We start from the raw sequence: 15,175 nt of genomic DNA on the forward strand, positions 1-15,175 counted from the left end.
CTTTTTGGCTGGTTACAGAAGGTACAAAATTCTAAGTTTTTTGTACCTCGTGTACCCACATTATCCACATTATCCACAGGTTATCAACAATCCTCTATTCTATTGGCCGCTCTTTCAAGGACTTAAAGGTAACTCCGCTCTCTGCCCCTGGTATGGGTGCAACTGGCTCTGTTAAAAGGAAATCGCCTTTCTTAATCCACGTCTTAAGAGTCTCAGCGATCTCCACTGCCTTTGGATAACTGGAGAGTGCGCCTGTTGGCACATCTTTGCCTTTAACTTTTATTGTACCGCTTTTAAGCTGAGTATAGTTTACTTCACCCAGGCTCCCTGGTTTACAATTCGGATATGCATCGCTATAGTCAACTATCTGTGTCCAGATCTCCTCATCCTTTATTGCTGTGAATTTGCAGATTTCTTCATTCAATATAGGGATAGGTAAACCTATGCCTACAGTTAGCGTAACGCCATACCCCTGAAATGTCGTACCCACCAAATACTCCGGAGACATGCCTTTTAAATCACCTATTACAGCTAAGGTGCCTGCTGGTGCCTGTGGGATACCTGTTGCTTTACGCTTTACTGTAGGTGCATGCTGTGTGCCCTGCCAGGCAATATAACCTTCTCCGCCTCCAAGAAAGATCTTTGTACCAATACCCAGAGTCTTGTAATGCGGATCGTTCAAGAGAGGTGAAAGCTGACCTGCTGAGCAATAATAGGCATTCCCGAGCTGTGGACGCAAACTACCCATGTAAGTGTAAATCATCCTGTCAGAAAGATTCACTGCACAGTTATAATTCTGATAGACATTTCTCATGTTAAAAAGCACTGCCTCGTTCAGGTCTTTTATGTTTATCAGGGTGTCAAGTTTCTTACGCGGATAACAATCTGTGCCATACGCGGTAGCAGAAAGTTTAACATCTTTTCCTGCAACAAGTTCCTGTATCACATGGGCACCACCATATTTAAACTCGCCTGGATAGACTTTGTTCTGAGGGTCGTCGTCTGGCAATGCTGTTGCCCCGAGAAATACATCAACAGCTGCAAAGCCTGTATAGAGTGGCACATCATTCAGGGTAGTTTTGCCTCCGCCGAGTTTTATCCTGGGCTTTGCATGACCTATATTAAAATACGCGCCTGAAGAGCACATAGGGCCGAACGTACCAGTGGTCACAACATCCACGCGCTCAGCTGTCTTTTTTAAACCATCTTTTTCCACAAGGTCGATTATCTCCTCAGCTGTAACCACTACAGCCTGACCTTTTTTTATCTTTTCATTGATTTCTTTAATCGTCTTCGCCATCTTAGACCTCCGTCTTTTTTATTGTAATAAATTATTAAAATTAGTCTATAAATAAGTCTGTGCTTATATACCTTTCTCCTGTGTCTGGCAATATAACCACTATGACTTTACCTTTATTCTCTGGGCGCTTTCCCATCTCAAGCGCTGCATGCAATGCTGCTCCGCTTGAAATTCCTGCGAGTATACCTTCTGCTTTTGTCAGAGTTCTTGCTGCGGAAAATGCATCTTCGTTTTTAACCTTAATTACCTCGTCTATTAAACCCTTATCCAATACATCTGGTATAAAACCAGCGCCTATTCCCTGAATCTTATGCGGCCCTGAACTGCCGCCTGAAATAACAGGTGAATCATATGGCTCAACAGCCACGACTTTAAAATCCTTTTTTCTCTGCTTAATTACCTGGCCAATTCCTGTCAGCGTGCCCCCTGTTCCTACGCCGCTCACCAATATATCTACATTTCCATCTGTGTCATTCCAGATCTCCTCTGCAGTAGTCTCTCTATGGATCTTTGGATTCGCAGGGTTCTTAAATTGCTGCGGGATGAATGCGCCTTTGGTTTTAGCAGCAAGATCTTCTGCTTTCTCTATCGCGCCTTTCATGCCCTTATCGCCCGGGGTCAGTATTATTTCAGCGCCGAATAATTTCAAGAGCTGGCGCCGTTCAACACTCATTGTGTCAGGCATGGTAATAATGAGCTTGTAACCCCTGGCTGCTGCAACAAATGCAAGGCCGATTCCAGTGTTTCCACTTGTGGGTTCAATTATTGTAGCGCCTGGTTTCAGGAGGCCTTTTTCTTCGGCATCCTTTATCATAGAAAATCCGATTCTATCCTTTACGCTTCCTGCAGGATTAAATGACTCGATCTTGGCTAAGATTTCAGCCACGGAATCCTTTGTGATCTTATTTAATCTAACAAGAGGCGTATTCCCGATAGTTTCAGTGATGCTATTATAGATTTTTGACATGAGATAGGCTCCTTTTTAAATGCTATATGTTAAAGGTGCTTTTTCTTTTTTCTTTGCCTCAGCCCTTCTAACTAGCTCAGCAAAAGTAATAGTGTCTACGATCAAAGACGTTGCTGTATAAATCTGGTTCCATATATCCTTAAATATACAATCTCTAAAATCCTTACATTCTTCGTATTTCTTTTTCCCAGAACATGCAATAGGCTCTATAGGCCCTTCGAGAAATCTAATCACCTCTCCTATTGTAATCCCTTCAGGCGGCTTGGCTAACAAATAGCCTCCACTTACGCCGCGCTTACTATCTACAAAGCCGCCTTTTTTTAAAGTCAAAAGTACCTGTTCTAAAAATTTATCTGGTATGTCGCCTTTCTTAGCAAGTTCCTGTATTGAAACAACACCTTTATTATAATTAAGCGCGAGTTCAAGCATGGTCTTTAATGCATAATCACCTTTATAGCTAACCTTCATTCAGCACCTCCTAATCTCTATAATCTTGATTGACTTAGTAGAGATTATACCACAATCTCTTTTTCTGTCAAGTCTTTTTTTCAAGGCGAAACCTCCGCCATGTTACATGGCGGAGGTTTCGCCTTGGCCTAAAGCCTGAGGCTTGAGAACGTGGGGTCAGGGGCTGCTTGGACAAGGATTGATTTTAATTCCTGGGATGGGAGGGTTTTATAGGAGACTTTTACAGCATGTGAATTAGCATCTGAATATCTGGCAACAATAGAAGATGCAAGAGTGATGGCTTCTTCTGTAACACTACCACGTAATAAGCCAATCGGGCTGGGGATGTCTATTACGTCAAAGATATGGTCGCCTGGCTGGCTAAATGAAAGAAGTGTCTCGTTTTCTTTTTCATTGCGGCCAACGAATAGCTTAGACTTGGCATTTATCCTGAATTGCCTGCCGGTTTTTAAGATATGGAGATCGCTAAGGTCGTAATTGGGTTTATATTTTAAAAGATCCTTTAGCCTATTGGAAAAACCCTTGTCTGTTAAAAGACATCCTCCTGCAGGGCATGGATAATCGCTTATTCCTAATTCTTCTGCAAGAGATATCTGCTTTACGCGCATTCTGCCCTGGATATCCAAGAGTTTTTCTCTATCCACAACCCCCTCTTTCTCTGGCAGGGTTGTCTCAAATAATTTTGCAGAGAGCGGTCTGAGGATCAAACCTTTTAGCCCTGATTCTTTTTCTATCAGTTCTATCGCATGCCTTCTCTGTGACATGGGCCTTTGTCCGAGCACCTCTCCTGTTATGATAAAAGACGCGCCTATCTCGTCCATAAAAGCCTTGGCTTTTTTAAATGTAAAGATCCTGCAATCAATACAGGGGTTCATGGCCCTTCCGCGGCCATGTTTGGGATTTTTCACGACCTCCATATATTCGCTCGTGACATTCATTACCTTTAAAGGCACACCTAATTCCTTTGCTGCTTTTGTAGCCTGGTGCATACAGCCTTTAGATGTACACGTGCAGAATATAGTCAGGAAATTAAGTGCATGCACTTCTACATCCTGCTCAAGCATGAGCTTTATAGCAAGCATGCTATCTAATCCGCCGGAGAATAATGCAACTGCTTTCTTATTCATCTTTTTCTCAATCGATCGAGATATTCTCTTATCTTTTTCTCGTACCCAATATCTGTTGGTTCGTAATAAATTTTTTTATCTGGAATGTATTCCTGGTCCACGTAGTGATCCTTATATTGATGAGCGTATTTATAGTCTTTGCCATGGCCTAATATCTTTGCGCCAGGATAGCTGGCATCCTTTAGGTGTTTTGGCACTTCAAGCGTCTTATGCGCTTCTACATCCTTCATTGCCTTTTCAATGCCAAGGTACGCTGCATTGCTTTTTGGCGCGCAAGCAATATAGCAGACAGCCTGCGCCAAAGGAATCCTTGCCTCTGGCATGCCCACAAATTCAGCCACCTGAAAGGCCGCGTTTGCCACTACAATCGCCTGCGGGTCAGCATTGCCCACATCCTCTGCAGCGCAGATAACAATGCGACGCGCAATAAACCGAGGATCCTCTCCCGCGTAAAGCATCTTTGCGAGCCAGTATAGCGCTGCGTCAGGATCTGAGCCGCGCATGCTCTTTATAAAAGCAGATATCGTATCATAATGTCCGTCTTCGTCCTTGTCATACAGGACTGCTTTTTTCTGTATAGACTCTTCTGCTACCTTTATATTAAAATCTACGATTCCTGATTTCGGCTTTATTGTTAATGCGCCTACTTCAAGCGCGTTAAGCGCCTTTCTCGCATCACCATCACACACATCTGCGAGAAAATTCAAAACATTCTGTTCGACCTTAATAGATATTTTCCCAAGACCTCTTTCCTTGTCTCCTAAGGCATTCTTCAATATGCTGATTATGTTTTCTTTTGATAATTTCTTTAATTCAAAAACTATTGATCGCGATATGAGCGGCGAAACCAGACTAAAAAATGGATTATGTGTTGTGGCGCCTATCAATACAGGATTGCCTGACTCCACATCCGGCATCAATACATCCTGCTGCGCCTTATTAAACCTGTGGATCTCATCTATAAAAAGTATGGTCTTCTTGCCAGATGCTCGTTCTCGCTCTTTGCTCGCCCTGATCGCATCCCTTAATTCCTGGACATTTGAAAGTACAGCGTTTATCTCATAAAAATATGTCTTTGTAATATTCGCGATCACATGCGCGAGAGCAGTTTTTCCTGTGCCTGGCGGGCCATAGAGGATCAAAGAAGCGATCCTGTCAGCATCTATTGCTCTTCGCAAAAGCTTACCCTCGCCAAGTATATGCGTCTGGCCTATAAACTCGTCCAAAGTCCTTGGCCGCATCCGCACAGCTAAGGGCTCGTATTTTTTCACGTTCTTTTTTTTGGATTCAAATAAATCAGGCATGAGAAAATAAAAATCCCCGCTAGTGCCGCATGAAAGGCCGTATTTTGAACCCATTTAGCAAGTGGGTGCCCTCTTAGATGTTTGGTGTTCCCTAGCTCCTAAGAACCAGGTCTACAGCCACACCTAACGTTAGGCTCCCAATTTAATGGTGTTGGCTCAAAAACTTCCTTTTCACCGCGCGCGCTGCAGGGATACCTATATTATAGCATAAAGAGCTGAATAAATCAACTCGGCGCCCCTTACCTTATCTGCGCGCCCAGCTCCTTGACAAGCGAATCTTGTATATTTTTGTGTATCTGGATGACCTCTTCGTCCTTCAGGGTCTTTTCGTCTGAACGATATTCTACTGTATAAGCAAGGCTCTTTTTACCCTCTTGGATCTGCTGACCTTTATAGAGATCAAAGACATCGACTGATCTCACCAGTTCATTGCCTTGCTTTTTTATCAAATCGAATATGCCCTCCGCGCTTACAGAATCATCCACGAGTATAGAGATGTCTCTCTTGATGGAAGGATATCTTGGTAATGCCATGAATTTTCTCTGAAGCTGGGCATACTGCAATATCTTTTCCATGTCAATCTCTGCGAGATAGACCTTTTGTTTTATGCCAAACTTTCTGGCGATGCTTGGCTTCACCTCTCCTGCAACACCGATTATGTCCTTGTCTATCTTTATACAGATCGATATCTCGTCCCTGAATATGAAAGACTCTGCCTTCTCGATCTTATAATCCATTATACCAATAGACGGTAAAAAGGTCTCCACGACACCTTTTAAGTCAAAGAACTCCAGGTCTCTTGGCCTATCTTTCCAGTTGCCTTTTGTAGATCCACACATGCCGATAGAGAGTCGCATCTTCTCTGATACTTCTCCTGCTTCTTGACCTTTGAGATAGATCTTGCTCATCTCAAAAAGCTGTATCGGGCTATTGCCCCTGTTAAGGTTCCAGCTAACAACCTCGAGCATCTCTGAAATCAAACTAGGCCTCATAAACTCCTGGTTAGAACTCAAAGGATTTTGAAGACGCACTAGCCCATCCAAAGATATGCCAAGCGCCTCTATGCTGGACCTACTCGCAAGGGTATACGTAACGATCTCGTTAAGACTTAAAGAACAAAGAATATTCTTTAGCTCTTTTGCCAGCAGAAGTTCTGATTTTTTCTCTTCTTCATATGTCTTTTGTATTGTAAATTCGGGGATCTTTGAAGGGATCTTGTCATATCCATAAAGCCTTGCTATCTCTTCTATAAGATCTATGCCGTTTTCCAGATCCTGCCTATATGAAGGGCACCTTACAAGTATCTTCGATTTTCCTTTCTTTACAGGGTTCAGATCCAGCCTCTTAAAAATATCCATTATATCTGTAGAGATTATTTCTATGCCGAGCACCCGAGGGATCTCGTCTATATCCAGTTCGATCTCTTTTTCGTTAAGTACCTTCCCGCCTACATCAGTCAGCGTGCCCTTGAGCCTGCCACCTGCGATTTCCTTGATCATCTCTTGTGCCCTTACACTGGCAGCCAGGATCATGCCAAAATCAACTCCCCTTTCAAATCTGTAGCTCGATTCAGAGGCAAGACTAAGTTTTCTCTGGGCCTTTCTGACAATGACTGGATCAAAATACGCGCTCTCGAGCAGGATTGTTTTTGTCTTTTCTGATATCTCTGTATGTTTTCCGCCCATTATGCCGGCTATTGCTACAGGTGAATTCGCATCCGCTATAATAAGCATACCAGGCTCTAATTCTCTTTTGACTCCGTCTATAGCAACGATCGACTCACCCTTCTTTGTCTTTCTGACAATGATCTTTCCGCCTTCCAGTTTATCAAGATCAAATGCGTGAAGAGGCTGGCCTGTTTCAAAAAGCACGTAATTTGTTATATCAACTATGTTATTCACAGATCTAACGCCCACTGCATTGAGCCTCTCAACAAGCCACTGAGGAGAAGGTCCTACCTTGACATTTTTTATAATGCACCCTACATACCTGGGGCATGCCTTTTTATCTAACACCTCTACTTTTGCAGAGCCGCGGCCAGACCCTTTTTTCATGTAGGCCTTTTTGATCGACGCTGGCACTTTTAGAGAGCTATCAATTGCTGCTGCAAGCTCTCTTGCAACACCCATAACAGACAGACAATCAGGCCTGTTAGGCGTGATCTCTATATCCATAATGTGGTCTTTCTCTATATTAATGACAGAAGTGACTTCAAGACCTGTCATGGTAAGGGCCTGTTGAACCTTGTCCGGCCCGCCTTTCACGTCAACATAATCCTTTAACCAATCTAAACTAATTCGCATAAGTCCCTTCCTTTAATATTAAATTACATTAGTAATAATTCCATTAACGATTGTAAAGGTTTTTTGATTGGGCGCATTTCCCGCTGTAACGACACCTGAGTAGCCTGTAGAGGCACCCACTGAAACAGAACCTGCTGTATCGCTAACTGAAAAGACTATGGTGCTTACAGTATCAGCGTTGACTGTGCCAGTTACATCCAGGGCCTGTACAGGAACAGTTGTGCCTATGCCCACATTGCCTTCTATTACTAAATCGGCATTGGCGTCGATTGTATTTGTGCATGTACCAGGCGCCCAGCAATAATCTGAACCAGCATAATTATCTCCTATTGCTATTTTCTTTGACCTAAGCTCATCATACGCCCCATACGGCGCAGGATAATACGTGGTAAGTGTAATCTCTTCGGCGATACTAATAACATTCATACACAATATCGCAAATAAAATTATCGAAAATATTATAAAGATCCTCTTCATAACTCCCCCTTCCGCGTAAGTTCCGCGTCTAAAGTAGACAAATCAGTCAGTGACTGTTTTGTCTACTTTAGCTTCCGCGTGGTTCCGCGATTATTAAAATTGCTTCAAAAACCTCACGTCGTTCTCGTAAAAGAGTCTTATGTCGTCGATGCCATGTTTTAACATGCAAATCCTGTCAATGCCCATGCCGAACGCAAGCCCTGTATATTTCGAAGGATCTATCTTCACAAACTCAAGCACCTTTGGATTTATCATACCTGCGCCAAGCACCTCGAGCCAGCCTTTATGCGAACAGACCCTGCAGCCCTTGCCTTTGCATATAAAACATGATATATCGATCTCGGCTGAGGGTTCAGTAAAAGGAAAATAGTGCGGCCTGAACTTCATCTTTACATCGTCGCCAAAATATTCCTTTGCAAACTTCTCCAGTATGCCCTTTAAATCAGAAAACACGATCCCTTCGTCGACCATGAATCCCTCTATCTGGTAAAACATGAACGAGTGGCTCGCGTCAACCGCATCTGGCCTGTAGACCTTGCCTGCGTGTATGACCTGTATGGGGGGCTTTTCCTTTTCCATGATCCTGATCTGCGCAGTAGATGTCTGGCTGCGCAACAGTCTCCCGCCCTCGACATAAAACGTATGAAAAGTCTCCCTTGAAGGATGTTTCTTAGGAATATTAAGCGCCTCAAAATTATAAAATTCTGTTTCCACTTCTGGCGTAATAACAGACTTAAACCCCATCCTGAGAAAAATATCTATAATGTCCTCCATGGTCTTTAAAAGCGGGTGGGCGTGGCCCATCTCCCTTTTTAAACCTGGGAGCGTCGTGTCATTTATCTCAAAAAGCGTCTGCTCTGCGTCCCTGAAAGACTGCTCCTTCTCATCCAATAAAGAGCCGATCTTACCCTTTAATTCATTTATATACTGCCCTGCCTTTGGCTTGTCTTTTTTCGCGACATTCTTTATGCCTTTTATGGCAGAGGTGATCTCGCCTTTTCGGCCAAGATACTTGACCTTTATCTTTTCCAGTTCTTCAAGATTGGCCACCTCTACGACTTCCTTAAGGGCAAGTTTTTCCATGGTCTTCAGTTTTTCTAACAGCTTCATGCATTCCCCCTTATTTCTCTATATGATATTTCTTCTTGAACTTATCCAGGTTCTCGTTCGAGCCTATAATTACAAAAGTATCTCCTTGTTTAACAACATAATCTGCCTTTGGCGCCACATTTAAGTCTTCTTTGCCGTCTGCGCCCGCGTCCTTTCTCCGTATGCCAATAATATTCAGTCCGTGTTTTGCCCTAACGTCCATGTCCCTGATGGACTTTCCAATAAATTCCTTTGGCGGCACTGTTTCCATTATGCCGAATTCTGGCGAGAGCTCTATGTGTTCGAGTATAGACGGGGATGTAAGTGAATTCGCGATCCTTGCGCCCATGTCCCTTTCGAGCAGCACTACTTTTTCTGCGCCGACCTTTTCCAGGACCTTGCCATGTTCATTTGTTACTGCGCGGGCAACAACATGCTGGATGCCCAGCTCCTTTAAAATCAATGTCGTAAGAACAGAGGCCTCGAGATTTGTGCCTATGCCTACTACTGCCACATCCACATTCATTATGCCAACAGCCTTTAGCGCCTTTTCATCTGTAGAATCCACCTGCACTGCTTCTGTTGCAAACTCAGATGCCTCCTGCACCAATTCTTCGTCTTTATCAATAGCCAGCACCTGATGGCCTTTTTCGCTCAATGTCTTTGCCACGCTCCAACCAAACCTGCCCAATCCTATTACCGCGAACTGTCTCATTTTATCCTCCTTAGCCAACCATGACTTTTTCTTCAGGATATTTATAGATGATCTGCTGTTCCTTCATCGCAACTGCGAGCGCAAGCGTCAAAGGCCCTATCCTCCCGACAAACATTGTGATCATGATCAAGAATTTTCCCGCAGGGCTTAATATAGGTGTAATGCCTGTTGAAAGTCCTACTGTGCCGAATGCAGAAGTAACCTCAAACAGTATCTGTAAAAAATAATTAGGCATTGCCTCGTTCCCGCGCTCAACAAAACTTAGAAGCATAGTAAAGCCCACTATCCATGTAACAGCCAGACCTGCTATCATCACTGCCTTTCTGAAAATCGGCCGGGGTATAGTCCTTTTAAATCCCTGTATATTATTCCTGTTTTTTATCATGCTCCATGCGCCTGCTAAAAGAACCCCGAAGGTACATGTCTTTATGCCGCCGCCTGTTGAACCAGGCGAGGCGCCTATGAACATTAATATAATAATGAAAAATAGCGTCGGGCTTGCAAGATCAGCTATGGACACTGTATTAAAACCTGCTGTCCTGGATGTGGTGGATTGGAAAAATGATGTTAAGATTTTATCCTTCAGGCCAAGACCATCCAAGACCTGGTGATTCTCGAGCAAAAAGAAAACTGCTGCGCCCAGTAAAAGTAACGCGGCACTCACACTCACAGCCATCTTTGTCTGAAGGCTTAGTTTTGCGAAAAGATGTTTAACCCCTTCCTTGCTCCCTAAAAAGAGTTTTCGAAAAGCCCATCTGAAGATCTTTGGAATATCTATAAGCACTATAAATCCAATACCGCCCAGAATAATCAGGGCGATCATGACGAGATTCACATACGCATCCTGCCTGTACAAGGCAAAACTCGCGGCATTGAGTGAAAATCCAGCGTTGCAAAATGCAGATATAGCATGAAAGATTGAGGCATAGATGTCGCCAAATCGATTATACAAAAGCGCCGCGCCGATAGCCTCCAGACAAAACGTTATCCCGAGAATATACAGGATAAGTGTCTTTAGCCCTAGCACAGAATGGTGATCAAGCGCGCCCTTCACTACGACATTTTCGCGAAGCGTAAGTTTTCTGCCCAAGAGAATCGCGAAGAATGTGGATAGCGTCATTATGCCGAGTCCGCCTATCTGTATTAGAAATAATATTACAGAGCGGCCGAAGTCAGAAAAATCAGTGCCTGTGTCCTTTACAATAAGCCCTGTGACGCAGGTAGCGCTTGTCGCAGTAAAAAATGCATCCACTGCGCCTATTGATTCGCCATCACTAGAGCTCTGAGGCAAAGACAAAAGCACTGCACCAATGAGAATTGCTATAAGAAAGCTAAATATCACCACCTGAGGCGGTTTCAATTTACGCATAAGAGCTTACTTATTTCTTTTTCGTGGCGTCTACTAGTTTCTTAAAAACTGGTCTATCATTCACTGCTAGATCTGCCAGGATCTTCCTATTTAGACTCACCTTTGAATCTGACAAGGACTTCATGAATTTGCTGTAAGATACGCCAAGGTCTTTACAGGCATTGGATATCCTTAGAATCCAGAGTCTTCTTATAGTTCTTTTTTTCACACGCCTATCTCTAGTGGCGTACATAAGGGCTTTATTGACTGACTCCATTGTGACTCTGTGCCACTTGCTCCTGCCAGCCCTCTGGCCCTTTGCCATCTTAGAAACTTTTTTTCTGCGTGCGCGCGATGCTGGTCCATATTTTACTCGTGCCACTTTCCCCTCCTTTTAACCGTACGGTAACAATTTCTTTGTTCTTCTTGCTACCTTTCCTGTAATTATTGTGGCCTTTCTTAAGCCGCGCTTGCGGCCAGAAGATTTAGACGTCAATAAATGTCTTCTTCCTGCTTTATGACCTTTGAGTTTCCCCTTTTTTGTTAATTTAAGACGCTTCTTCGCGCCCTTGTTCGTCTTTAACTTTGGCATTATATTCTCCTTTATTTCTTTACAGTGCTTTTAGCGCGCGGGGTAAAGTACACCTGGATGCTTCTGCCTTCCCGTGCAGGGCCTTTTTCAACCTCTCCGACATCAGCAAGATCAGATACAACGCGGTCCAATACCTTCCTGCCTATATCCATGTGAGCCATCTCCCTGCCCCTGAATACCATTGTAATCTTTGTCTTATCCCCTCTTTCCAAAAATTTCTTGAGATGGTGAAGCTTGACCTGATAGTCGTGTTCTTCTATATGAGGTTTTACCTTGATCTCCTTTAGATGCACTATCTTTTGATGTTTGCGGGCCTCTTTTTCCTTTTTATCCTGGTCGTATTTGAATTTACTATAATCCATAATACGACATACAGGCGGCTTTGCAGAAGCTGCGACTTCTACTAAATCAAGTCCTGCCTCCTGCGCCCTCTGCAGCGCATCTTGAGTGGGCACAACTCCCATCTGCTCACTATCAGGCCCTATCAACCTGACCTCTTTTATCCTGATTCTTTGATTTACTCTAAGTGGCCTTGCGATACTAATCACCTCCTATTTTCGTTGTTCGGTTTTAGGTGTTCGCGATTCGTCTTTTATCCTCTTCAAAAACTCCTCTATCTTTATAGTGCCGAGATTGCCTTCTTTTCTTGCGCGGAGCGAAACCGTACCAGCGTCTTTTTCCTTGTCGCCCACGATCAGCATATACGGGACCTTGTTTAATTCTGCCTCGCGTATCTTATACTGAAGCTTTTCGCTCCTTGCGTCTATCTCAGCCCTTATATCTTCCTCCTGTAATTTCTTCAAAATGCCTGTTGCGTAATCATGCGAGCGATCTGTGATCGGGGCCACTACTGCCTGCACAGGACTAAGCCACACAGGAAACGCGCCTTTATAATGCTCGATAAGCGTACCTATAAAACGCTCAACACTCCCGAGTATAACCCTGTGCAACATTACTGGTCTCTCTTTTTTGCCGTCTTTCGATATGTAAGATAGATCAAATCTTTCAGGCAACGCAAAATCACACTGTACTGTTGCGCACTGCCAAGGACGGCCCAATGCATCTTTTACCATGATATCTATCTTTGGCCCGTAAAACGCTCCCTCGCCCTCGTTGACTTCGTACTTCATGCTTTTTGACTCGAGCGCCTTCTTTAGCGCGCCTGTAGCAGCTTCCCAAATATCGAGTGAGCCAATGTATTTTGGCGGGCGGGTTGAAAGATCGATCTTATAATCAGTAAATCCAAACACCTTCATTGTATCAATGACAAAATCTATAACACCCTCGATCTCTTTTTCAACCTGTGATGGAAGACAAAAGATATGCGCATCGTCCTGCGTAAATCCTCTTACCCTTAAAAGCCCATGGAGCACGCCTGATTTTTCGCGCCTGTGCACATTGCCTAATTCAAAAAATCGTATAGGCAGGTCCTTGTAGCTGCGTAGTTTTGACTTATAGATCAGCATATGGCCAGGACAGTTCATTGGCTTTAGCACATACTCGTCTTTCTCGACCTTAAAGATGTACATGTTTTCTTTATAATATTCATAATGGCCAGAAGTGACCCAGATGTCTGATTTTAAGATATGCGGGCTCATAACTATCTGATAGCCGCGCTTCAAATGTTCTTTCTTTATGTAATCCTCTATGTGCATCCTTAATAAAGCGCCTTTTGGATGATAAAACACAAGGCCTGGCCCGACCTCGTCGTGGATGCTGAATAGATCCAGGTCTTTGCCAAGTTTTCTGTGATCCCGGAGCTTTGCCTCTTCTCTGAGTCTCATAAATTCCTTAATAGCTGCCTTGCTGTCAAAGCAAGTGCCATAGATCCGCTGGAGCATTGGGTTTGTCTCAATGCCATGCCAATACGCGCCTGCGATGCTCAAGAGTTTGAAGGCTCCGATTTGGCCTGTGGATTTAACATGTGGACCTTTGCAGAGATCAATGAACTTTCCATGTTTATAAAGCGATACTGTGTCGCCCTCTAAATTATTTATAAGCTCGATCTTGTAGGGTTCTTTCTTAAAAAGCTTTAGCGCCTCTTTTTTAGAAATACTTTCTTGCTTAAATTCTTGATCAGCCTTGATGATCTTTGACATCTCCTTCTCTATTATAGCAAGATCCTCGAACGCAAACGGCTCCTCCTTATCAAAATCATAATAGAATCCATCCTCTATCGAAGGCCCTATCCCAAGCTTCACTGTGGGAAAAAGCCTCTTCACGGCATCTGCCATCACATGTGAACAACTATGTCGTAGTGCGTCTAAGTTTTGTGCCATAATACCTCAATAATGGTTTACCATCCGTAGCATGCTACGAAGATTCGCCCCATTTGAGCGAAGGTCTCCTGCGCTCATGTGCTGCTAATCTCTGTAGCACGCTTCGGAGACTAAAGGTGGTTTACCACCCGTAGCATACTACGAAGTATAGCCCTATGTGAGCGTAGGGTGGTGGGCCCAACAGGACTTGAACCTGTGACCTCTTCCATGTCAAGGAAGCGCGCTATCCAACTGCGCCATGAGCCCGCCTTCGTTCAAATATAGCTATACTTCGAAGCCCTACTACGCTAAAGCTTCGTAGGACAAGCATACTTCGGCGGGCAGGCCCACTTAAAATTTAGGTGGTTTACCACCCGAAGTATGCTACGAAGATTCACCCCATGTGAACGTAGGGTGGTGCCGGGGGTGGGACTCGAACCCACAAGACCTTTTGGGCCACAGGATTTTAAGTCCTGCGTGTTTGCCAATTTCACCACCCCGGCAAATAAGGTCCTTCGACTCGCCTATAATGCTCCTATTTGTCGCATTATTAGGCTCGCTCAGGATCAATCCGCCTTCGGCGGATTGGAGGCGACGGCCGGAATCGAACCGGCGAATAGGAGTTTTGCAGACTCCCGCCTTCCCCCTTGGCTACGTCGCCGACCTTAGAAAACAAAAACGTGTAGCATCATTAAAATTACGCTACACGTTGTAAAAATTCTTGTATCCATTAAAACGGCGGGGTCCATTTGCCGCCAGAGGCAGACCGCCATCTGGTATGGCCACCGACATAAAGTACGTTCCCGCCAGTCCCCTTATGATTATCTGCGTTATCGCAAGCTATAGGCTCATCTGAATCAGCTGACTCTGTAAGCCCTGACTGATACACATAATCTCCACTATCTGCACTTGTAGGGATATCGCTTGCGCTTGAAGGACACTTAAAGATCTCAAGCGTATCTATATATTCTCCATCCACCAGATCCTGAAGTGTCTTAGGAAATCTTTCCATATTATCTGTAGCATACATATGTAAGGCAATGCCTATCTGTTTCAGGTTATTCATACAGCTCGTACGCCTGGCCCGCTCTCTCGCCTTGCCAATCGTTGGAAGCAGCATACCAGCAAGAATACCTATAATCGCTATTACAACAAGCAACTCGATCAACGTAAAACCACGTTTCTTCAAGTTAACCTCCATCGTTAGGGACATGGGACAAGTAACAA

General features: G+C 44.0%; 14 protein-coding genes, 3 tRNA genes, 1 other RNA gene and 1 pseudogene. All 19 read right to left on the reverse strand.

The window, feature by feature from the left end; genetic code table 11:
- Positions 1 to 94 precede the first annotated feature (94 nt).
- Positions 95 to 1,300: a homocysteine biosynthesis protein gene (locus P9L93_00385; GenBank protein MDP8229548.1), complete on the reverse strand. Its 1,206-nt coding sequence runs from the start codon at positions 1,298 to 1,300 to the stop codon at positions 95 to 97.
- A 40-nt stretch (positions 1,301 to 1,340) separates the two neighbouring features.
- Positions 1,341 to 2,267 (reverse strand): cysteine synthase A, encoded by a 927-nt coding sequence (cysK, locus tag P9L93_00390; protein MDP8229549.1) that lies wholly within the window; start codon positions 2,265 to 2,267, stop codon positions 1,341 to 1,343.
- 15 nt (positions 2,268 to 2,282) lie between these two features.
- On the reverse strand, positions 2,283 to 2,735 hold the full coding sequence (locus P9L93_00395) for an Rrf2 family transcriptional regulator (protein ID MDP8229550.1): 453 nt from the start codon (positions 2,733 to 2,735) through the stop codon (positions 2,283 to 2,285).
- 128 nt (positions 2,736 to 2,863) lie between these two features.
- Positions 2,864 to 3,862 (reverse strand): hypothetical protein, encoded by a 999-nt coding sequence (locus tag P9L93_00400; protein MDP8229551.1) that lies wholly within the window; start codon positions 3,860 to 3,862, stop codon positions 2,864 to 2,866.
- Positions 3,859 to 5,166 carry a replication-associated recombination protein A gene (locus P9L93_00405; GenBank protein MDP8229552.1) on the reverse strand — a complete coding sequence of 436 codons (1,308 nt, stop codon included), beginning with the start codon at positions 5,164 to 5,166 and terminating at the stop codon, positions 3,859 to 3,861. The genes P9L93_00400 and P9L93_00405 overlap by 4 nt, the downstream gene beginning before the upstream one ends.
- 9 nt (positions 5,167 to 5,175) lie before the next feature.
- Positions 5,176 to 5,361: non-coding RNA, 6S RNA (gene ssrS, locus P9L93_00410), on the reverse strand.
- A 44-nt stretch (positions 5,362 to 5,405) separates the two neighbouring features.
- Positions 5,406 to 7,469, reverse strand: a complete 2,064-nt coding sequence (gene pheT / locus P9L93_00415) for a phenylalanine--tRNA ligase subunit beta (protein ID MDP8229553.1) — start codon at positions 7,467 to 7,469, stop codon at positions 5,406 to 5,408.
- An 18-nt stretch (positions 7,470 to 7,487) separates the two neighbouring features.
- Positions 7,488 to 7,946, reverse strand: coding sequence for a hypothetical protein (locus tag P9L93_00420; GenBank protein ID MDP8229554.1), 459 nt, complete (start codon positions 7,944 to 7,946; stop codon positions 7,488 to 7,490).
- A gap of 93 nt (positions 7,947 to 8,039) precedes the next feature.
- Positions 8,040 to 9,050, reverse strand: coding sequence for a phenylalanine--tRNA ligase subunit alpha (pheS, locus tag P9L93_00425; GenBank protein ID MDP8229555.1), 1,011 nt, complete (start codon positions 9,048 to 9,050; stop codon positions 8,040 to 8,042).
- Between the two features lie 16 nt (positions 9,051 to 9,066).
- The gene (locus tag P9L93_00430; protein ID MDP8229556.1) at positions 9,067 to 9,750 is read right to left on the reverse strand and encodes a TrkA family potassium uptake protein; all 684 of its coding nucleotides are present in this window, start codon (positions 9,748 to 9,750) and stop codon (positions 9,067 to 9,069) included.
- A gap of 10 nt (positions 9,751 to 9,760) precedes the next feature.
- Positions 9,761 to 11,119, reverse strand: a complete 1,359-nt coding sequence (locus tag P9L93_00435) for a potassium transporter TrkG (protein MDP8229557.1) — start codon at positions 11,117 to 11,119, stop codon at positions 9,761 to 9,763.
- Positions 11,120 to 11,129: 10 nt separating this feature from the next.
- Positions 11,130 to 11,480 carry a 50S ribosomal protein L20 gene (rplT, locus tag P9L93_00440; GenBank protein ID MDP8229558.1) on the reverse strand — a complete coding sequence of 117 codons (351 nt, stop codon included), beginning with the start codon at positions 11,478 to 11,480 and terminating at the stop codon, positions 11,130 to 11,132.
- 12 nt (positions 11,481 to 11,492) lie between these two features.
- The gene (rpmI, locus tag P9L93_00445; protein MDP8229559.1) at positions 11,493 to 11,690 is read right to left on the reverse strand and encodes a 50S ribosomal protein L35; all 198 of its coding nucleotides are present in this window, start codon (positions 11,688 to 11,690) and stop codon (positions 11,493 to 11,495) included.
- Between the two features lie 11 nt (positions 11,691 to 11,701).
- The gene (gene infC / locus P9L93_00450) at positions 11,702 to 12,238 is read right to left on the reverse strand and encodes a translation initiation factor IF-3 (protein MDP8229560.1); all 537 of its coding nucleotides are present in this window, start codon (positions 12,236 to 12,238) and stop codon (positions 11,702 to 11,704) included.
- A 3-nt stretch (positions 12,239 to 12,241) separates the two neighbouring features.
- Entirely contained in the window at positions 12,242 to 13,969 is a 1,728-nt protein-coding gene (thrS, locus tag P9L93_00455; protein ID MDP8229561.1) for a threonine--tRNA ligase, read from the reverse strand.
- A 169-nt stretch (positions 13,970 to 14,138) separates the two neighbouring features.
- Positions 14,139 to 14,215, reverse strand: a tRNA-Val gene (locus tag P9L93_00460).
- Between the two features lie 148 nt (positions 14,216 to 14,363).
- A tRNA-Leu gene (locus P9L93_00465) sits at positions 14,364 to 14,451 on the reverse strand.
- An 83-nt stretch (positions 14,452 to 14,534) separates the two neighbouring features.
- Positions 14,535 to 14,609 (reverse strand) — tRNA-Cys (locus P9L93_00470).
- A 342-nt stretch (positions 14,610 to 14,951) separates the two neighbouring features.
- Positions 14,952 to 15,149, reverse strand: a pseudogene (locus P9L93_00475) (DUF1559 domain-containing protein).
- Between the last annotated feature and the right edge of the window lie 26 nt (positions 15,150 to 15,175).

This window comes from Candidatus Gorgyraea atricola (assembly GCA_030765235.1).
Classification (GTDB): Bacteria; Omnitrophota; Gorgyraeia; order Gorgyraeales; family Gorgyraeaceae; genus Gorgyraea; species Gorgyraea atricola.